Annotated in this window: 21 protein-coding genes, 1 tRNA gene and 1 other RNA gene; 7 read left to right on the top strand and 16 right to left on the bottom strand. The window is 67.3% G+C overall.

Annotated elements, in window-relative coordinates; all coding sequences use genetic code 11:
• Nucleotides 1-31 precede the first annotated feature (31 nt).
• Nucleotides 32-130, bottom strand: an RNA gene (gene ffs / locus OHU89_RS24165) — signal recognition particle sRNA small type.
• Nucleotides 131-202: 72 nt separating this feature from the next.
• Between ffs and OHU89_RS24170 the strand changes: the two genes are divergently transcribed.
• Nucleotides 203-290, top strand: a tRNA-Ser gene (locus OHU89_RS24170).
• A gap of 79 nt (nucleotides 291-369) precedes the next feature.
• Here OHU89_RS24170 and OHU89_RS24175 read toward each other — a convergent pair.
• The 10 genes from OHU89_RS24175 to OHU89_RS24220 form a co-directional block, all read right to left on the bottom strand.
• The gene (locus OHU89_RS24175) at nucleotides 370-1,608 is read right to left on the bottom strand and encodes a tyrosine-type recombinase/integrase (RefSeq protein ID WP_405645771.1); all 1,239 of its coding nucleotides are present in this window, start codon (nucleotides 1,606-1,608) and stop codon (nucleotides 370-372) included.
• A gap of 10 nt (nucleotides 1,609-1,618) precedes the next feature.
• Nucleotides 1,619-1,852 carry an excisionase family DNA-binding protein gene (locus tag OHU89_RS24180; protein ID WP_405645773.1) on the bottom strand — a complete coding sequence of 78 codons (234 nt, stop codon included), beginning with the start codon at nucleotides 1,850-1,852 and terminating at the stop codon, nucleotides 1,619-1,621.
• The gene (locus tag OHU89_RS24185) at nucleotides 1,845-3,143 is read right to left on the bottom strand and encodes a replication initiator (protein WP_405654631.1); all 1,299 of its coding nucleotides are present in this window, start codon (nucleotides 3,141-3,143) and stop codon (nucleotides 1,845-1,847) included. Before OHU89_RS24185 ends, OHU89_RS24180 begins: the two co-directional genes overlap by 8 nt.
• Before the next feature lie 142 nt (nucleotides 3,144-3,285).
• Nucleotides 3,286-3,531, bottom strand: coding sequence for a SpdD protein (locus tag OHU89_RS24190; protein ID WP_365394872.1), 246 nt, complete (start codon nucleotides 3,529-3,531; stop codon nucleotides 3,286-3,288).
• Nucleotides 3,532-3,556: 25 nt separating this feature from the next.
• Complete coding sequence (locus OHU89_RS24195; protein ID WP_266825090.1) at nucleotides 3,557-3,751, bottom strand: hypothetical protein; 195 nt, start codon at nucleotides 3,749-3,751, stop codon at nucleotides 3,557-3,559.
• A 15-nt stretch (nucleotides 3,752-3,766) separates the two neighbouring features.
• The gene (locus tag OHU89_RS24200; RefSeq protein WP_266825088.1) at nucleotides 3,767-3,958 is read right to left on the bottom strand and encodes a mobile element transfer protein; all 192 of its coding nucleotides are present in this window, start codon (nucleotides 3,956-3,958) and stop codon (nucleotides 3,767-3,769) included.
• Nucleotides 3,959-3,970: 12 nt separating this feature from the next.
• The gene (locus tag OHU89_RS24205) at nucleotides 3,971-4,594 is read right to left on the bottom strand and encodes a DUF2637 domain-containing protein (protein ID WP_405645776.1); all 624 of its coding nucleotides are present in this window, start codon (nucleotides 4,592-4,594) and stop codon (nucleotides 3,971-3,973) included.
• Between the two features lie 87 nt (nucleotides 4,595-4,681).
• Nucleotides 4,682-6,058, bottom strand: a complete 1,377-nt coding sequence (locus tag OHU89_RS24210; RefSeq protein WP_405645778.1) for an FtsK/SpoIIIE domain-containing protein — start codon at nucleotides 6,056-6,058, stop codon at nucleotides 4,682-4,684.
• Complete coding sequence (locus OHU89_RS24215) at nucleotides 6,058-6,417, bottom strand: hypothetical protein (RefSeq protein WP_389959783.1); 360 nt, start codon at nucleotides 6,415-6,417, stop codon at nucleotides 6,058-6,060. Before OHU89_RS24215 ends, OHU89_RS24210 begins: the two co-directional genes overlap by 1 nt.
• Before the next feature lie 168 nt (nucleotides 6,418-6,585).
• Nucleotides 6,586-7,374, bottom strand: coding sequence for a GntR family transcriptional regulator (locus tag OHU89_RS24220; RefSeq protein WP_046260707.1), 789 nt, complete (start codon nucleotides 7,372-7,374; stop codon nucleotides 6,586-6,588).
• A 107-nt stretch (nucleotides 7,375-7,481) separates the two neighbouring features.
• On the opposite strand from OHU89_RS24220, the gene OHU89_RS24225 reads away from it, so the two are divergent.
• From OHU89_RS24225 to OHU89_RS24235, 3 genes are read left to right on the top strand one after another with little or no spacing between them, the layout of a single operon-like run.
• Nucleotides 7,482-7,889, top strand: a complete 408-nt coding sequence (locus OHU89_RS24225) for an NUDIX hydrolase (RefSeq protein ID WP_306504617.1) — start codon at nucleotides 7,482-7,484, stop codon at nucleotides 7,887-7,889.
• Between the two features lie 46 nt (nucleotides 7,890-7,935).
• Nucleotides 7,936-8,364: an ATP-binding protein gene (locus OHU89_RS24230; protein WP_405645780.1), complete on the top strand. Its 429-nt coding sequence runs from the start codon at nucleotides 7,936-7,938 to the stop codon at nucleotides 8,362-8,364.
• Nucleotides 8,364-8,741 (top strand): hypothetical protein, encoded by a 378-nt coding sequence (locus OHU89_RS24235; RefSeq protein WP_405654634.1) that lies wholly within the window; start codon nucleotides 8,364-8,366, stop codon nucleotides 8,739-8,741. Before OHU89_RS24230 ends, OHU89_RS24235 begins: the two co-directional genes overlap by 1 nt.
• Nucleotides 8,742-9,140: 399 nt before the next feature.
• On the opposite strand, the gene OHU89_RS24240 is transcribed toward OHU89_RS24235, so the two are convergent.
• Entirely contained in the window at nucleotides 9,141-10,001 is an 861-nt protein-coding gene (locus tag OHU89_RS24240; RefSeq protein ID WP_405645782.1) for a hypothetical protein, read from the bottom strand.
• Nucleotides 10,002-10,069: 68 nt separating this feature from the next.
• Nucleotides 10,070-11,230 carry an AAA family ATPase gene (locus OHU89_RS24245; protein ID WP_405645784.1) on the bottom strand — a complete coding sequence of 387 codons (1,161 nt, stop codon included), beginning with the start codon at nucleotides 11,228-11,230 and terminating at the stop codon, nucleotides 10,070-10,072.
• A gap of 288 nt (nucleotides 11,231-11,518) precedes the next feature.
• On the opposite strand from OHU89_RS24245, the gene OHU89_RS24250 reads away from it, so the two are divergent.
• Complete coding sequence (locus OHU89_RS24250) at nucleotides 11,519-11,668, top strand: hypothetical protein (protein WP_405645786.1); 150 nt, start codon at nucleotides 11,519-11,521, stop codon at nucleotides 11,666-11,668.
• 740 nt (nucleotides 11,669-12,408) lie between these two features.
• Here OHU89_RS24250 and OHU89_RS24255 read toward each other — a convergent pair.
• The 3 genes from OHU89_RS24255 to OHU89_RS24265 form a co-directional block, all read right to left on the bottom strand.
• Nucleotides 12,409-12,690 carry a type II toxin-antitoxin system RelE/ParE family toxin gene (locus OHU89_RS24255; protein WP_405645788.1) on the bottom strand — a complete coding sequence of 94 codons (282 nt, stop codon included), beginning with the start codon at nucleotides 12,688-12,690 and terminating at the stop codon, nucleotides 12,409-12,411.
• A 4-nt stretch (nucleotides 12,691-12,694) separates the two neighbouring features.
• Entirely contained in the window at nucleotides 12,695-12,976 is a 282-nt protein-coding gene (locus OHU89_RS24260) for a type II toxin-antitoxin system Phd/YefM family antitoxin (RefSeq protein WP_405645790.1), read from the bottom strand.
• A gap of 317 nt (nucleotides 12,977-13,293) precedes the next feature.
• Nucleotides 13,294-15,633, bottom strand: coding sequence for a 2OG-Fe(II) oxygenase (locus tag OHU89_RS24265; RefSeq protein ID WP_405645792.1), 2,340 nt, complete (start codon nucleotides 15,631-15,633; stop codon nucleotides 13,294-13,296).
• 232 nt (nucleotides 15,634-15,865) lie between these two features.
• Between OHU89_RS24265 and OHU89_RS24270 the strand changes: the two genes are divergently transcribed.
• Nucleotides 15,866-16,594, top strand: a complete 729-nt coding sequence (locus OHU89_RS24270) for a hypothetical protein (protein ID WP_405645794.1) — start codon at nucleotides 15,866-15,868, stop codon at nucleotides 16,592-16,594.
• Entirely contained in the window at nucleotides 16,591-17,919 is a 1,329-nt protein-coding gene (locus tag OHU89_RS24275) for a helicase-associated domain-containing protein (RefSeq protein ID WP_405645795.1), read from the top strand. Before OHU89_RS24270 ends, OHU89_RS24275 begins: the two co-directional genes overlap by 4 nt.
• The last annotated feature ends 19 nt before the right edge of the window (nucleotides 17,920-17,938 follow it).

Consider the following 17,938-nt stretch of genomic DNA (forward strand, 5'->3'; position numbering starts at 1 on the left):
CAGCCCCACGCAAGAGCCACCCTTGCCGGCAAACGCAAGCGCCCCCCACGCACCCGCCAGAGCCAACCTACCCTTGCTGCCTTCCGGCCCTGGGGGAGTTCAGTCAGATAGCGCCACGTGAGGGGCTGCCCAAACAGTACCCGATGACAGGGGTTGGGAACGAGTTCGCGAGCACTCCTCAACGTCTTGTATTGTTTGCCGCGGAGGATTCGCCTAGTGGCCTAGGGCGCACGCTTGGAAAGCGTGTTGGGGGCAACCCCTCACGAGTTCGAATCTCGTATCCTCCGCCAGTGCCTCACCGGGCACGATGTCGAAGGGCCCCACCGTTCGCGGTGGGGCCCTTCGTCGTTGTCCGTCTCAGTTTCCGTCTCAGTTCGTCTTCGGAAGCTCCCAGAGAGCGTCGCCGACTTGCTGGGCCACCTTCCGCAGCAGCGTTCCGGTGACGTGCATGTACCGGGCGCGCATACGGGCCGCTCCCCCAGGCTCCCAGCCCATGATCGCGTCGACCACGACGTCCGGGACGCCGAGGATCAGGAGGACGGTCGCGGCGGTGTGGCGAGCGTCATGAAGACGGCCGTCTCGTACGCCCGCGTCTCGCAGCAGTCGCTTCCAGACGTGGAAGTCCGTGTTCGGGCTCAGAGGGCCGCCGGTCGGGGAGGCGAAGACGTATCCCTTGTCCTCCCAGTCGGCACCGGCCGCCATCCTCTCTTTCTCCTGTACCTCCTGGTGTTGGCGGAGGAGCTTGATCAGCGGGTCGGGCAGACCGATCGTCCGACGCCCGGCGCGGGACTTGGTGGACTTGTGCTCGCGGCGGGTCTGCTGTTTCTGGGGGCAGTAGCCAGCTTTCCGGCCGCACGGGTTGTCTCCACACCCGTGGGCGTACTTGGGCCGGAGACGGTTCTTGCGGATGCGGACGTATCCCGCGTCCAGGTCGACGTCCTCCCAGTGCAGCCCGAGCGCCTCACCCTGGCGGAGACCGAGCGCCAGGGCGACCACCCAGCGCGTGCTGTTCCTGAGCTTGGCGGCCTCGACGAGCAGGCTCTGAACCTCCTCGATCGTGAACGGCTCGATGTCCTCTTCTTCGAGACGCGGAGCCTTGGCGATCTCGGCTACGTTGGTGGCGACGTGCCCACGCCGCTTGGCCTCCCCGAGGGCCACCCGGACCGTTCGGTGAGTGTGGTGAGCGGTGCCGGCGGAGCTCCCGGCTTCCTGCATCTTTCGGTAGAAGCGCTCCAGGTGCTCGGGCTCTAGCTTGTCGAGCTTGTGAGCGCCCAGGCCGGGCACGAGATGGACGCGTACGTCGACCTCGTACCCGTCGTACGTGTTCTCGGAGACGTACGGCTTGGCGATGTTCTCGACCCAGTGCTCAAGCCAGGCCCGGACGGTCCAGCTCTGGCCCGGCTTCCTGAGCTTCTTCTCGTCCCGGGCCCGCTCCATGTCACGGACGGCCCTGGTCACCTCGGCCTTGGTCTTGCGCTCGATGTGGCGGCGGTCCGGCTTGCCGTCATCACGGACGCCGACCGTCACCCGGCCGTGCCACTTGCCGTCCTTGCCGAGGTAGATGGAGGAGGCCCCGTTGGGCTGACGACTGCGCTTGTTCTCTGCCATGGCATCCCCCTCAAGCCGCTTCGGCGGGTCGGTAGCGGAGCTTCGCGACGTAAGCGGGCACGGCATCGGCGGGGACTCGACGCAGCCTCCCGACCATGACGGACTCGATCTCTCCGGCGAGGACGAGCCGGAAGCAGGTCGTACGACCGATCCGGAGCCGTCGGGCCGCTTCCTCGACGGTCAGGAGGGCCAAGGACGGGTCGAACTGTTCGGGCACGACAGTGACGACGCGGGGCTCAGCCACGGGTGGGCTCTCCTTCCGTTCCGGGGGCAGGGTCGAGGGATGCGGACAGCCAGGCTTCGGCGTCGGAGAGGCCTGTTCCGGCGAAGACCCAGTGCGCGAGGACGTACGTCGTCTCGGGCTCGCGCGTGGGCGGGGCGGCTTGTGCGCGGCGCCATTGGGCGCGGGCGTCGCGGAGGGCGCCGAGGGTGGTGGAGTACCGGCGGGACTTGGTGGAGAAGTGGCCGCGGAAGCCGAGCATGTGGGCCCAGGCTCGTAGGCGGAGGTGTTCCAGGTCTTTGCGGGCGCCGAGGGTCCATGCGGTGCGGACCAGGCTGCGGGCGTGGTCGCTGATGTCGAGCTGGGCCAGCTCGGCGGCGAACTTGAGCGGGCGGTCGAGAGCTCCCGTGGCTGTCTCGGCTCCCTTGGTCGCGTACTTGGCGATGTACGCGGCTACGGCTCGCTCGGTCAGCTCCTGGCCGTCGTTGAAGTCGGCGGAGCGGATGGTGCGGACGTCGAGTTGGCGGCCGAAGGTGAAGGTGTGGGTGCGGCCGTCGATGGTCGGGCCGTCCACGCTCGTCTTGGTTGCGGCGGCGCTGATGGCGTCGGTGAGCAGCTCGGCGGTTGCCCAGGTCGGGGGCGGGGTGTCGCCGCCTCCCGGGCCGTCGAGGCGCATGACGGCGTGGAAGTGGACGGCACCGCGCTTCTGGTACTCGGCGACCTTGGCGAAGGACACGCGCGCGTGGTCGCGAAGGCTGCGCTGGGAGAGGCCCGCGCGCTTGGCGACCTCTCGGCGCAGGTACGTCGAGAAGCGCCGCCAGAGCTGCCCGGCGTGTGCGTTCCAGAGGACGGCTGCTTCGTAGTCGTAGGTGTCCGGGTTGAGCGGGGTGCCAAGGGCATCGTCGTCCTGGTCGTGGTGGACGCCGCAGCGGCAGGGGCGTCCGTCGGTGCGGCGGTTGTGGACGGGGCCGAAGCCGGGGGCGGTGAAGGTGGCGAAGACGCGGGGGTGGGCGGCGACGTGTTCCGGAGTGCCCTTGCCACCGCGCAGGCCCGAGGTGATCAGGTGGAAGGTGTCGCGGCGGTAGACCTCCGCGCAGGCCGGGCAGCGGGTCGTACGGCGGTTGTTGCAGCGGACGAGGAGTTGGCCGGCCGGGAGGCTGGTCGAGTCGAGGTGGTGGACGAGGGCGCCGATCTCGCCGGTCGTGGTGTCGACGTCGTACTCGGTGCGGTGGCCGTCGAGGCGGATCGGGTGGGTGCATCCGCCGAGGGTGGAGAGCTGGCGGAGGATACCCGGGAGCGTGCCTTGCGAGGCCAGGTTCGCGAGTTCCGGGAGTGGGGCCGGAGTGGTGCGGGTGAAGATGGCGTTTCTCCTTCTGGCTGGCTAGGTCGGGAGGAACAGGCCCCGGGGCGGCGTGATGCTTGGTCGAGCGACGCCGCCCCGGAGGTCTGGCGGGGGCTCAGCGCCGGTGCTGCTCGCGGAGCAGGGAGCGCAGGACCACGGCGGCCACGGCTACGGAGATGGCCGTGATGGCGACGGCCGCCAGGAGCGCGGTGAGGACGACTCCGCCGACGACCAGGGCGACGACGGTCTTCTGATCGATGGAGACCGACGGGAGCGAGCGCCGTACGGGCATCGGGTCGGCCGGGGCGTGGGTGTGCGCGGGGGGCGGGGTCGGGTTGTCGGGGTACTTGGGCAGGAACACAGCGGCGTTCTCCTTATCTACTCGTCTAGTCGTGTGAGCCGTTTATGACGTCCACGCCGGTGCGCGTGCCGGACTCCACAGCGGGGGCCATGAAGGTGCGGGAGAGCAGGAAGCCGAAGAGGGCGATCAGTACGACGACCCAGGTACGGACGCCGAGGAACTTGACCGCTCCCCAGGCGAAGAAGCCGAGGACGAAGACGAGCGGCAGGCTGACGGTCACGGGTGCGAGGTCCTCTCAGCGGACGGGGCAGCGGTGGGTGTTGGCGGCCAGTTCGGCGGCGGCGCGACTGTCGTAGTCGGAGGAGAAGCCGCAGCGTGGTGCGGTGCAGGCGGCGGTGTGCTTCTCGCGACCGCGTTGGTCGTACGAGGTGGCGACCTGGACGGGGCCGATGCGGGTGACGTTGCGGAAGCGGCGGTTGGCGGGCATGTGGGTCTCCTCTCAGAGCTGGGCGGCGATGGCTTCGGCCATGGGGGCGGGAACACCGAGGCGGGCGCGGAAGGTTGGGGTGTCGATCGGGGCGCCGGTGCGGGTGTGGTGTTCGGCGGCGACCTTGCGGGCGTGGTCGACCAGGGCGGTCGGGACGGGGACGGCGGGGCGCTCGGGCGGAGCTTCGATGGCTGGTTGAGCGGGTGACTCGGGGGTGGGTTCGGGCGCGTCCTCCTGGTCCTCGATGACCTCGGTGTCGTTGGCCGGTGTCGTCGGGGTGGAGTGGGCGAGGAGCGTTCCGCCGAGGAAGGCGACCGCGGGCCAGCCCGCGACGAGGATGCGCAGCCAGGCCGGCACCTGGTCCAGGTCGAGCAGTCCAGCGGTGGCGACGTTCGCGCCGAGGGATGCGGCGAGTGCGATGACGAACCAGCACCACCCGGCCGCCTTCGCCTCACCGGAACGGAGCCGACGCCAGGCGGCGACGAGCAGCAGGTCAACGGACACGGGGTAGGCCCACGCCTTCCATCCGTCCTGTCCGGCCGCCGAGGCGATGTCGTGGATGTGGGCGAAGGACAGCGCGGCGGCGATCAGCGCTTGGACGAGCACCGCGTCGACGCGGGCCAGTTGGGCGCGCATGAGCGGCTCCTTCCGGGTTCAGGCATGGGAGGGGTAGGGACGTGGCGTGAGGCGGTCACGCCGACCGGAGTTGGGGTGAGAGGAAGGTCAGTCGGCGATCGGGTGCGGCTGGACTTGCGGTGCCGGGGATTCGACCGGTCGTACGGGCACGTGGGGCCGGAAGGGCTTGAGTGCGGGCAAGTCGGGGACCAGGTGCGCGGAGTCGCGGCAGGTCTCGGCGGCGTCGCCGAGGGAGAGGTACGGCGTACGGATGCGGGACCAGCCGCCGGAGGTGTCCCCGGCGACGGCCAGGCCGGGGCGTTCGGGGGCGATGGCGCAGGCGGCCATGACCGCCTCGGGGGCGATGTCACCGAGGGCCATCTTCGCGGAGGCTTCGTCGTTGACGCGGTGGCAGACCCGGCCCGTCAGTTGGGCGCGAAGCATGGTCGCGCCCTTGCCGAGTTCGGCGCCGAAGCGCTGTCCGCAGACCTCCAGGTAGATGCCGGCTGCGCGGCCGAGTTGGGCGAGGCGGATGAGTTGGGTGACCATCTCGTCTCGCCGTTCCTCGTCCTTCCTGGTGGCGATGAGGAAGAGTTCGGCGACCTCGTCGACGAACAGCACGATGGGGGTGGGGCGTTCGTGCTCGGGCAGGCCCCAGATGTCGGAGGTGATCTCCTCGTCGGGGATGTCCGGGGCGATGCCCTGCCGGGCTTTGATCAGGTCGTAGCGGTCCTCCATTTCCTTGACGAGTACGGGAAGCAGCTCGGCAGCTTGCTCCGGATCGGTGGCGAGGGCCGAGAGCCGGGACGCGAACGGCGCCAGTTCCACACCCCGCTTGCAGTCGATGCCGACGAGCGCGACCGGGTGCGGGGCGAGTCCGGTGATCAGGTGGCGCAGGTACATGGACTTGCCGGACAGGGTTGCGCCGAGGGTGAGTTGGTGCGGCATGGTGCGGTAGTCGCGTACGAAGGCGGTGGCATCCTCGCGGAGGGCGACCGGGATGCGCAGGTACCCGGAGTCGACCTTGCGCGGCATCCGGACTTGCCGCAGGACGTCGAAGCCGACGAGCCGCAGTTCGACGACACCGGGCTTGACGGTGGTGACGTAGACGGCGTGAACGCCCCAGGCGTGGCGCAGTCGTTCGGCGGAGGCGGCGACGTCGGCGGGTTCTTGCCCAGGGGCGAGCCGGAGCCGTAACCGGAGCCCGGTCGACGTAGGACGGATGATGCCGCGACGCGGCGGTACGGGCCGTATCTCGCGTCGGGTGGTCGCTTTGACCGCCAGCACACGCAGTCGGGACGGTGCGACGGTCAGGCCGCACGCTTCCATGACCGAGCTGTACGAGCTGAGCAGCCGGGCCGTGGATATCGGCAGGCCGACGGTCGACCAGTAGACCCCGGGGTGCTTGGCCCGGGCGTAGGCGGCCCCACCGCCGAGTGCGGCGACAGGACCACCCACCTCCAGGAGTGTCGTCAGGTCGGACATCAGGCAGCGGCCCCGGTAGCAGCAGCCGGGAACGCGGCCGGGGTGACGGCGGCGGCGCGGAAGGCGATGCCGTGGCGCTGCTGCCCGTTGAACACGCTCTCCCAGGGCCGGGCGATCAGCCCCGGCAGCGAGACCGGCGCACCGAGCGCCAGCCCCTCCGAAATACCACTCTCAGGAACGGTGACCTTGATCAGCGACGACTCGCCCTCCTCGATGTAGACGACGCCGATCGTCATCAGCGGCTCGCCGCTGACGGTGTCCATGGCCCGCTCGCCGGTCTGACGGTCGCGAACCTTCGGCTCCGGGGCCTCGGTCAGCAGGATCGTCGCGGCGGAGGCCTCAACACGGATGGTACGCAAGGCAGTTGTCCTATCTACTCGTCTATACATGATGCGTCCGACGAGCCCGACCTTCGGGCTCGCACGGACCACTCTGCCACTCAACTTGCCCACTCGTCTATACGAGTATGCCTGTTGAGGTGTACGAGTCCGAGAACCGTCCCCGCGCACCACCGCAAAGCATGACGATCAGGTCGCCGGAAGCTGGTATGACAGCACGTATGCGTCAGCCGCCATCACGGTGTCGCAGACCTCCACGGCTCGCCCCTCGGTGTCGAAGGCGGTCCGGATGAGGTGGATCACGGGTACGCCAGAGGCCAGGCGGAGTGTCTTCACTTCGGCCGGCGAGGGCATCCGGGCCCGGATCTCCTCTTCGAAGTGGTCGAGGCGGTGGCCGAGTTCTTCGAGGCGGGCGTAGATGCCGCCAGGCCCGGGATTGGGCTCGGCGATCTGAGTGCCGCGGGCGATGTCGAGGGGCAGGTAGGAGGTGGCGAACTCGACCGGCCGTCCGTCGAGGAGATACCGGCGCCGCCGGGCGAGTACGCGTCGTACGGAGCCGAGCCGAGTGGAGATGTCCTGACTGGCCTTCTCTTCCTTGACCTCCAGGCTGTCGACCTGGGGGTGACTGCCGGCGGCGTCGGCCTCGACGATGAAGGCGGACTTGCCTTGCTCGCGATGCCGCCGCGCGAACCGGTCGGAGGCGAGCCGCCGCACGGGCGGCCGGGGCCGTACGAAGACGCCCTTGCCGTGTTCGGCGTGCACGAGCCCTTCCCCCTGGAGGATGGAGAACGAGTTTCGGACCGTCATACGGGATACCCCGTAGTGATCGACGAGGTCGGCCTCCGAGGGCAGCTTGTCGCCCTCGCGGAATCGCCCACGGTCGATGGCCTCACGCAGCTGGTCGGCGATCTGCCGGAAGACCGCACGATCGCTCGTGGGGTCGAGATCGCCGAGAAGGCCGGAAGAAAGAGGACTCACGCGTACTCCTTTAGGTATCTAGACGAGTGGGCGAGTCTTGTTGCTACGGTGGAGAGCCTAGCCAGCCGAGAGGGCCGAGGAACGTGAGCACTGACCGACCGCACTCCGTGAGCGTTGCCGGAGTGGTCGTCGACGCCCAGGGCCGGGCCCTCCTGATCCAGCGCCGCGACAACGGCAAGTGGGAACCCCCGGGCGGCGTCCTCGAACGCGAGGAGACCATCCCCGAGGCCCTCCAACGCGAAGTCCTCGAAGAAACCGGCATCAAGATCGCACTTCCTGCGACCCTGACCGGCATCTACAAGAACATGACGGGCCTGATCGTCTCGCTGGTCTTCCGCTGCGAAGCCGCCGACGGCACGCCCACCACCGGCGACGAAACCCGCGCCCTGCGCTGGGCCACCCGCGAAGAAGTCTCCGAACTCTCCGACGAGGCGTACGCCATCCGCGTCCTGGACGCACTCGACGCGACGTCCCCGCCGGCCATCCGCGCCCACGACGGCGTGAAACTCGTCTAGCCCGAACCCGCTGCACATGGCGGCCTACCAGCACGAAGGAACTTGTATGCACGAGTATACGAGTGCAGCCCGGGTCTGGGGGCTCACTTGCCCAGGTTTCCCAGAAGAGGTGAGCCGGGCCCGCCGCTGGACCCGCGACATCCTGCGCGGATCGCCGCTGGCCGAGGACGCCGAGCTGATCGTGAGCGAGCTCAGCGCGAACGCGATCCTGCACACGGCCAGCGGCCGGGACTCCGGCAGCTTCCACCTGGCCTTGGCGGTGTCGGCGCAGGTGATCGCCCTGTCGGTCACGGATGGCGGAGGGGCCGGCGCGGTCCCGAAGGTCGAGCACCAGGACCAGGAGGCCGAGCACGGTCGGGGGCTCGGCATGGTCACCGCGATCGCCCACCGGGTCGTGGTCCACGACAGCGACGGCGGCCACACGGTCACCGCGGAGCTCTTCACCGACGTACGCATGGGAGGACACCCGTGCTGATGAACGGACCCCGCCACGGCTACTGGTGCGAGTGCTGGACCCAGGACCTCACCGAGGACGAACGGCCGACGCTCCGAGCATCCCTCGACGCCTACTCGGCTTCCCAAGCAGACAGATGGGTTGCGGTGACGCTCCGCACGATCTCTCCGGCTCTGGACTCTGACGCTTCCGACGTGGCGTGGGCCTGGCTCTCCCAGGGGCGCATCGCAACCCGGCAAGCCCTCTTACGCTCCGAGCCCTGCACGGTCACGATCACCCATGCCCAGACCTGCATCACATGGACGATCCGACCAGTGCTCTTCCTACCGCTCGCCCACCGCCAAGGCGTCGAACTCCCAGCCTGCACAAACGACTTCAAGCCCCACACGCCCGACTGAGTTACAACTTTCTCTACTGGTTCAAGGCGGCTCGCTCCGCTCCCCGCGCGCGGCCCGGCCCCCGGCCGGGCCTGCGCTCCTGTCTCCGCCCCGCTCCAGCCCGGCCGGCGCCCGTGCCGCGCTCAAAGCATGCAGCCGCCTGGCGTTAGAGAAGGGGTGCGTCGTGGCTGGGGCGGTCGGCTCCGCGGCTTTACGGAGCCACTTTGGCGCGAGCCTCGAAGATCATGGCCCCAACGTCGTGCTTTACCGGGCAGGTCCACAGACTGCCCGACGCGCCGGAAGCTTACGGGGCCATGATCACTCGCGCCAAAGCAGCGCCACCCCAAAGCCGCTCCACCGACCTGAATAATCTTGCGTCACCCTTGGGATCACGACGGGATATTTCACGACCCGACAGAGCTAGATCAAGGATTCCAAACGGCCCCTATAGTGATCAGCCCATTTTTCCCTAAAGTCGCATGTGGCAAGATAGGCTCGGGCTATGGAATCCTCAAACCCACTATAACTGACCGGCGCCGAGGCAAAGTGATCTTTCACTCTGTGCATCAGGTAGTGCGCAAGCCACTTACCCTTCACCAAACGGCGACCATCACCCTTTCCGTAGCAAGAGTTTACCCTTCCCCGAACACGTGTCGAAATCACACTGAATTCCGTCGGAGTGCGGCGTGTAGTCGCTTCAATCTTTTTCGCAGCCGCCGCCATCTTGATTGCGTCTACAGCTCCATACTTTGGATTGTTGACCCACGACTCCCGACCAAATCCGACATCGCACCCTGCTCCCACCGCTTTCGCCGTGACACAAAGTGTTATCCATTCCCTCCATGTACTTGCCAGATCGCCTATCCAGTCGCTCAAGTCTGCAACAAGCTGACTCGCCGAAGCAGAATCCAGAGAGAGGGCGCCCGCCAACGCTTCTTCATCATTTCCGCGAAAAAAAATCTCCGCCTCAACATCGAACATATCTGTGTAAATAACGTGAGGAGATCTCCTCTTTCCGCCAGAAAAATCGTCATTGTCTCTGTCGACCATGAAGGCGATCGAACGGTTCCCACCGGATGAGGTAACGGTTAGCTTTCCAACCGTTTTGAAGTAGTCAAAGTGGGCGATAACTGCCTTCTTGCCGCCAGCGGCAACTCCCGTGACATCGTCACTTATTTGCTCCGCTAGCCAAACCTGATAGCCAGCCGCTTCGATTGCTTCACTGCTGGCGCAGACACGATCATAGAATCGCGCGTCCAAATTCTTTCCTTCTACGACCACGAACAAAGAGTGCTGCGATATTTGCACGCGACGCGCAAATGCCGACCTACTATAAGAAAGCCTGCGGCTCATAGCTCGTGGATCATCCTGTCCGGGAGGGCGGCCATGACCTCTGGAGAATGGGTAGCAAGAATTAGTTGCGTTCGAGGATTGATTGTGCGCATCGCGTTCACCAATCGATGCTGCCAGTCGACGTGCATCGAAATCTCTGGCTCATCCACGATTACAGAATTCGGGCCAGCAGCCAGGCATTCCACCAGGAGTCGCACGACCTGCTTCTGGCCACTAGAAAGAGCCTCCAAGGGAATCTCCTCTTCCCCTTGTTTAATCTTTAGAAACCTGCCCTCGAAGTCAACACGCATTCTCCCCTTAAAGAGATCGCGAATCAAACGCTCCACCGCCTGCTTCGGCTCTTGGGCGTATTCAACCTCTTTTTGAACTTCAACGATCTCTGCGACCACTTCACGCATCAGTTCATTTGTAAGAAAATTCTCCGAAAAGCTTTCATAATTACCGAGACCCAAGTGAAGATTTTGATCCTGAAAAAAACTCTTCACTGCCCCATAGGCGAATTCAGGGTCAATATCTGCTAGGTTTGTCCGCTTCTTTCGAGGTGACAGCGACCTTGTGATGACCGAGCCGGCAATCGCCGCCAAACCATTCTGTTGAGCGCGACGAATCTGCATTAGCTCGCGTGTATTGTAATCCTGCCAAATTGCCTGAATTTGACGCGCAAACATCCGATCGTAAGCTACCTCATCCAAGATGTCGGTAGTACTGCCAACCCTCATTCTAGGACTGTCGCTCAAGCGCAGAATAGATAGGTAGCTGTGGCGAATACCTCGCCCGGCATAGTCGGGCTGCTTCGTGATCCAGCGCATTTTTTCGGCTGCATCTATAAGCCGTTCTCCAACTTGCCGATCGTGTAGTTCGTAATCGTCAAATAGAGTCTCTGGAGGTTCGATCTGAACGTTCTTCGCCTTTGGGTTCCTGATGGTCCGCTCGATCTCTCTGTTCCCGGTATGAATCTTCACGACAGCCCAGTCGAAAGGAACACGAACAAGGAGAGAGGCCTCGTCCAGGAGCGCACTGTGCAAGATTTTAAGCATTGATGTCTTGCCGCTGCCGTTCAATCCCCAAAAAACATTGACGTCAGGCTCCAGGGAATGACTTACCACCCCTGGCCGGCCAGCGAGGCCTGCAATCTCGAAACCTACAATGTGCGACATGACAAGCCGTCGACCTTCCAGGAGGACCTACGCTGCACGAAGAAGCATAGATCGGCTGCTTGCCTCGGTTAGGGTTTTCCGTAAATTCGGCGCACTGTGCCCCTCGAAGAGCTCAAACTCAAACCACGCGCTTGGACGCATGAGCTTCCAAGCTGAGGGGGTGCATCGATCGTACGAAGGGACCGGTCTGGCTCAGGAGCGCAGTCAACGCCACCACACACTACGGTCGCGTGCCTGCTTCAGCTGCACGAGCAACGAAGAGAACGTTGCTGAGCAAGGAAGCCACTCTTGTTCCCAATTCCACGCAAGATCAACATAGGGCTCCGCGACCGCAAGAGCATCGCGCATCTCTACTACGGCAGCCCTGAACTCCGCGAAACCGTCAAGGGGAACCTGTACACGTACTGCGTGAGCGAGCGCCAAGTGCTCATCCGTTAGAGCAGGCCAGTGCTCGTCTGGTGAGGTTCCCACCTGCACGGGCAGCAACCAGTCCTTGGCTACGCCCCGCAGGTAGTTGCGCCGCAGGTTCGCCTTCCTGGTGGCCACAATGGCCCGATCCAGTGCCTCGCGCCGAGCTGTAACCCACGCCTGCCGGCGCGCTGCCCATGGGCTCACCATCGCACCAGTGATCACGCCAATCAACGCGAACGTAGCGGTTATCCAAACCCCCATCATGGCTCCTTCGGCAGCCTGTCTTCCCAGACGAGTCTGAGGCACAGCACTGACAGCCGTGCCCGGTGCGGTGCAGCGGTCGGAGGACACCAGGCCACGACCATGCCGCCACTGACCGCCGACATGCTTCACAGCCGTCTCAGTTTCCGTCTCATTCAGCGCCGTTCACGGGCGTTCAGACGGGACCGAACCCGGTTAGTCGCTCGCACGACCGGCCTCCCATGAACGCAGGTGAACGGCCCCGTTCAGAGCCCCAAGTGCCACCACCACAGTTGGAAAGCGTGTTGGGGGCAACCCCTCACGAGTTCGAATCTCGTATCCTCCGCAGCCGCCTGAACAGGCGAAACGAAGAGCCGAGCCGCAATTGCGGCTTGGCTCTTCGGTGTGCGTCGGTTGCAGTTTTGGTTGCGTTTACAGGCGACATTCCGGGCATCTCGACAAACAGGTAGGCGCACGCCTCCGCGACTCCCGGCGGGCAGTCGGCAACAACCTGCACCGCGGAGGGCCTATGGAACTTGGCGGTAGATGTCGCGGCGGTTGCCGACGGCCAGGACCCACACGATCAGCTGACCGTCCTCAACGGTGTAGACGACGCGGTGGTCGCCGACCCTGAGCCGCCAGCGGGCGCTGTGCCCCTGGAGGGCTTTGACGTCGAAGGAGGTGGTGCCGCCGACGTCCAGCGCCTTCTGGAGTTCAGCGAGGCGGTACAGGATGCGCAGGTCGTCCGGGCGCGGGATCTTGAGCATGTCCCGCTGGGCGTGCGGCGTGAAGCGCGTGACGTGCCCCATCAGGTCAGCCCTGATCGGCACGCAGCAAGGCGGCCATCTCTTCGAGCGAGACCGCCCCCTCCGCGCCCTCGGACTCGGCTTCGTCGGCCAGCTGGTTGAGCCACGCTTCTTCGGTGTTCTCCGCGATCTCACGCAGGCGCTGGTACTCCTGGATGTCGATCACGACGGCTTCCTGCTTGCCCCGCCGAGTGATGATCGTGGGGGTGTCCTCCCGGCGGGCGCGATCGATGACGTCAGCGAGGTGACTGCGGACATCCGCCATGGATTCGATCACTGGTTCACTCATGTCACGAATGTAGCAGATGTACATGACGGCGGGTGGTACCGGGAGGCCACGGCGACATCGATCTCCGCGGCGTTCTCATCCGCCTCTCGATCACGAGGTGAGCCCGCGCGCCCTCAGAGGGCTGCCTCTCGTGGCTCGAAACGCTTCGCCGCCCGGCACTCCACGACGACTCGGCCGCCGATCAGGAAGTGCGAACAAGTCGCTGCGTAGAGCAATGTCGGCGAATCGTTGTGTGCAAATCGCAAACACCGGCCGAGAAACCCACTGGTCGTACGGCGCCCGGCCGAGATCAGTAGCCGTTTGCACCACGCCGCGTGTTACGGCCTCGGCTCAACTCCGACCTCGCCGGAAAGGTTCCATGTCGAGGCCAGCCAGGTCAGGTCGGCTCCGGCCTGGCGGCGGGTCGCCCGCTCGCGCGAGAACAGTTCCTCGGTCTTCGTCAGCACCAGCGTGTACGGGCGTCCCTGCCGCCTGGTCTGATGGCCTACGGGCAGCTCGGCCGTGTCGATCCTGCTGTGCACGTGCCGCCGCCCGTCCTTCGCCAACGGCCACTCCAGCGTCCGCCGCGAACGGGAGCCGAGAAACGCACCCAGGGTGCCGCACAGCTCGCAGCCGCACCCGGTCCACGCCACCGACCAGTCATCCGCGGCGCGCGGCGCCCGTCGCGCGAGCGCGCCGAGCCGGTCCCCGCACTCCCGTGCCACCGCTTCGAGCCCCGCCGCCCGGGGCTCGTCCTCCGTCTGTTCCTGCGCCGCGTGGCGCAGCATCGGCAGCAGGCACTCAAGCACTGTGTCCGGAAAGGTGCGCAGCGCTGCCAGGATCCGGCCGCACAGCTTCGTATCGGCCGCTTCCAGGATGCGCAGCAGCGGCAGGCTCAGCCGCTCCAACCGCACGCGGCGGATCTCGGCCGGCCCGGTTTCGGTCCACAGCCGCAGTTCACCGTCCACCTGGCTCCAGGCCCCGGTCAACAGCAGCTGGGCCACCGCGGGACTCCGGGCGGAGCGCAGCGCCGCGCACAGCTGGGGAAGCCGCTCGGTCCAGTCGTACCGGTGTTCCTCGAGGCGGTTCGGCGCGCCGCCGAACCAGCCCTCGGTGACCTGGCCCAGCCACGGGACGCCGTACCGCTTCGCCACCGCGGCCAGGTCGTCCGCGTGTTCCGGAGTGAGCGCGTCGGTCCGGAACGGCTCAAGGAGCATCGCGGCGGTCCCGGGCGTCTGGAGGCCCTCGGCCACCCGCAGCGCGTTCCCCAGCTGCCCGGGCTGTACACCACTGCCCCCCTTCCAGAACGGCGCGAGGGACTCGGCCGCGGCGCGTGCGCCGTCCCGGTCGCCCTTGGTGATACGGGCCTGCAGTTCCTCGAGTGCCCACCGCGATCCGGCCTCGCCGCGCGCCGCGAAGGCCCGCTCTCGTGGCCACACCACGACCGCGGCCCGCCGGTACCAGCGGTCCAGCGTGTTGCCGTAGTTGCCCATGTAGCCCTCGTACTGGGAGTCATAGGGCTTCAGGTCCGCACTCGGGGTACTGGAGCAGCTCTCGTAGTCGCGGACGTACAGCGAGATCTGCTCGCCGCCGGCGCCGTCCGGACCGGTCCACCAGTCGAGGGTGATCTCGTCGTCGATCAGCTCGCCGAGCTCGTAGTCCTCGTCGGCACCCGCGCCGTCGACCGCGGCTGCTCCCTCTTCCTCTCCCCCTTCGTCCTCCTCTTCGTAGCCGTAGTCGTCCCAGGGGTCGTACCCGGCCGGAGTGGCGTCCCAGGTCTCCTTCACCTCTGCGAGGGCGAGTACCGTCTCGCACCCCGCCTGGGTGGCCGCGGCGCGCAGCAGGGCGGCACGCTCCGCGTCGGCGCCCTTGAGCCGGTCCCAGCCGAGACCCCGCTGGGTGTACTCGTGATCGAGCAGGTAGACAAGACGACGGGGCGGATCGGGGTCCTGGCCGCCGTAGCGCGGCCTGGCCGGTGCGTTGAAGTGTTGCTCCAGGCAGTGCGCCATGTCGTCGAGCGGGCCGGACTCCTGCTCCGGGGCCCCTCGCTCGGCCAGCAGGTTGAACGTGAGGGTCACCCGGTAGCCGCTCCTGACCGGTGTCACCTCATGCGGGCAGTCGGCGTAGAAGGCCACCAGGCTCAGCTCCGACTTCGACGCACGGTAGGTCCGGCTCTGCCCGGCGTGCCCGATGACCAGCTCGCCGCCGGTGTGGGCCGAGGGCAGCGACAGCACCAGCGTGCCCACCATGGCGTCGTCCTTCTCCGAGTCCTGGTGGGGGAGGAAGAACTGCCCCTTGCCGTACACGAGGAGGGCGTGCGGCTCGGCCCTGAGCCTGCTCTGCGCGGGGAGCCCGAGTTCGTCCCGGAAGTACTCCAGCGCGCCGTCGAGCAGCGTCGGCCAGGCCGGGCCGCCCAGCGTGACCTGGTCCGGCGGGATCTGCCAGGTGTCGCGCACACTGCTGTCGCTCAGGGTGTCCTCCCCCCGGCCGAACAGTGCCGGACGTGCCACCGCGATCAGCTTCTTCACCTGCGGCGCGCGCAGCGGCAGACGCACCGGTCCGACCCCGGCCACCTCAAGGCCGACGCCGTCCGCCGGTGCTTCGAGCCGGGCGCTGAACTCCGCCGCCTTCGACCCGCCGAGCAGCGCGCCCAGCCGCTCCCTCGCGCTTTTGGCCATCACTCCGTCCTCCCTGTTCCCGCGGCCGTGTCGCCCCGATCCGACTCTACGGAGCAGCGGGACCGCGGGTGGCCGTCTCACCCGTACGGGGACGGGAACACCTTCCTCCGCACGGACGGGCGACCGGGACACCCGGCTCGGGCCCGCGTGCCCACGCGCGTCGCCCCCCGGGGACAACGGGAACCGCCAAACCCCCGCACCTGACGCCCCGGCGCTGCGGAACAATGGCCCCGTGAACGACGACAACGCGCAACTGCTGTCCCAGGTACGGTCATTGCGGGAGAAGGGCAGCGGACCGAAGCAGATCGCGCGCGCCCTCGGACTGAAACCGGCCCGGGCGAGCGCGCTGGTGCGCCAGGTGGCCCACGAACAGCAGAGCACGGCCGCGCCGACCGCGCGCCCGGTGGTGGGTTGCTGGGTGAGCGCCGGCTGGAGCACTGACCTGGAGCTGTCCGATGCCCCCGACTGGGCGCGTGCCGACGCCGAGGGCGCCGGGGATCCCGAGGTTGCCGGTTTCGCCCAGGTCCTGATCGCCCGCCAGGAGCGTGCCAGCCGGGTCACCGTCTGCGGGTTCCTCGTCGACGTCTACTGCCTCGGCGTCAAGGACACCGTCGGCCCACAGGTGATGGGCGGAGGGTCACTGGACGCCTACGTACGTGACTACTACCGGGCGTTCGGCCAACCGCCGCTGCGGATCGGTCTGGAGCAGGCGCAGAGCATCGTGCACGGTGGCGTGGCCTACGCCGCCACCCTCGGCTTCGAGCCCGCGCCGGACTTCGCACAGGTCTCCGTACACCTCGGCGAGCCCGGCCCGGCCGCCCCGCGGATCGGCTTCGGCCGCCAGGGCAAGCCGTTCTACATCAACGGCCCACGCGACGACGCCCAGAAGATCGTACGCACGCTCGAGCGCACCTGCGGCGCGGGCGACTACCACTACGTCCTGGGGACGGGGCCCCTGTGACCAGCGACCACGACGAGCGTGACGAGCACCAGGTACGCACGACCGAGCACGAGGCGCAGGCCAGCCTGCGGGCGGTCCTTCAACTGTGCGCGGCGGGGCGGCTGCGCTGCAGCGAGAAGACACTCCGCCCGTCCGCGGCGACGGTCAAAACGGTCGCGGAGGCGCTCAGCGGCGGCGACTTCTACGCCGAGGAACCCATCGCGGCCTTTGCCTGGCCACTGCTGCTCCAGGCCGGGGGACTCGCCGAGCTCACCTCCGGAAAGCTCGCGCTGACCGCACGTGGCAGGTCAGCGCTGACCAAGCCGGCGCACGAGACGCTCGCCCTGCTGTGGCGGCGCTGGCTCAGCCGCGGCGTGATCGACGAGTTCTCCCGCGTCGAGGCGATCAAGGGCCAGCGCGCGGCGAACGTCCTCACCGCCGTCAAACCGCGCCGGACCCAGGTCGGCGCGGCCCTGGCCGCCTGTCCACCCGGTGAGTGGACCGACGTCGACACGCTCTTCCGCACCATGCGCAAGGCCGGTCACGATCCCGAGATCGCCCGCAGCGAGCGCGCCCTGTGGAAGCTCTACCTGGAGGACCCCGAACACGGCAGCCTCGGCTACGACGGATTCCACAACTGGGAACTCCTCCAGGGCCGTTACACCCTCGCCGTGCTCTTCGAGTACGCCGCCGTCCTCGGCCTGATCGACGTGGACTACGGGCCGCCCGTGGGCGCCCGCGACGATTACCGCGACAACTGGGGCGCCGACTGGACCGACTGCATCAGCCGCTACGACGGCCTCCTCGCCCTCCGCCTCAACCCACTCGGCGCCTACGCCACCGAACAGACCGCCACCTACCTCCCCACCCCCGCACCGGCCGACACCGCCCCGAAGAGTTCCGGCGGCCTGAAGGTGCTCCCCAACCACGACGTGGTGGCCCTCGACGGACTCGCCCCCGCCGAGACTCTCCTCCTCGACGCCTTCGCCGAGCGCACCGGCGACCGCGTGTGGACCCTGACCCCCGCCTCACTGCTCGCCGCCGCCGACACGGGCCGCGATCTCGCCGAGCTCCGCCACCACCTGAACGCCGCCACCACCGTTCCGCTCCCACAGACGGTCACCACGCTCCTGGCCGACGCCGCCCGCCGCGTCGGCCAGGTCCGCGACACCGGGCCGGTGCACCTCATCGAGTGCGCGGACCCCGCCGTCGCGGCCCTCCTCGCCACCGACCGCCGCACCCGCACCCACTGCACCCGCCTCGGCGAACGCCACCTCGCCGTCCCCCTCGACAAGCTCCCTGCCTTCCGCAAGTCCGCCCTCGCCCAGGGCTACCCCGTCGGCTGACACACGCCCTCGTGGGCAC

Origin of the sequence: Streptomyces sp. NBC_00019 (assembly GCF_045041015.1) — a bacterium.
In the GTDB taxonomy this organism is placed as follows: domain Bacteria; phylum Actinomycetota; class Actinomycetes; order Streptomycetales; family Streptomycetaceae; genus Streptomyces.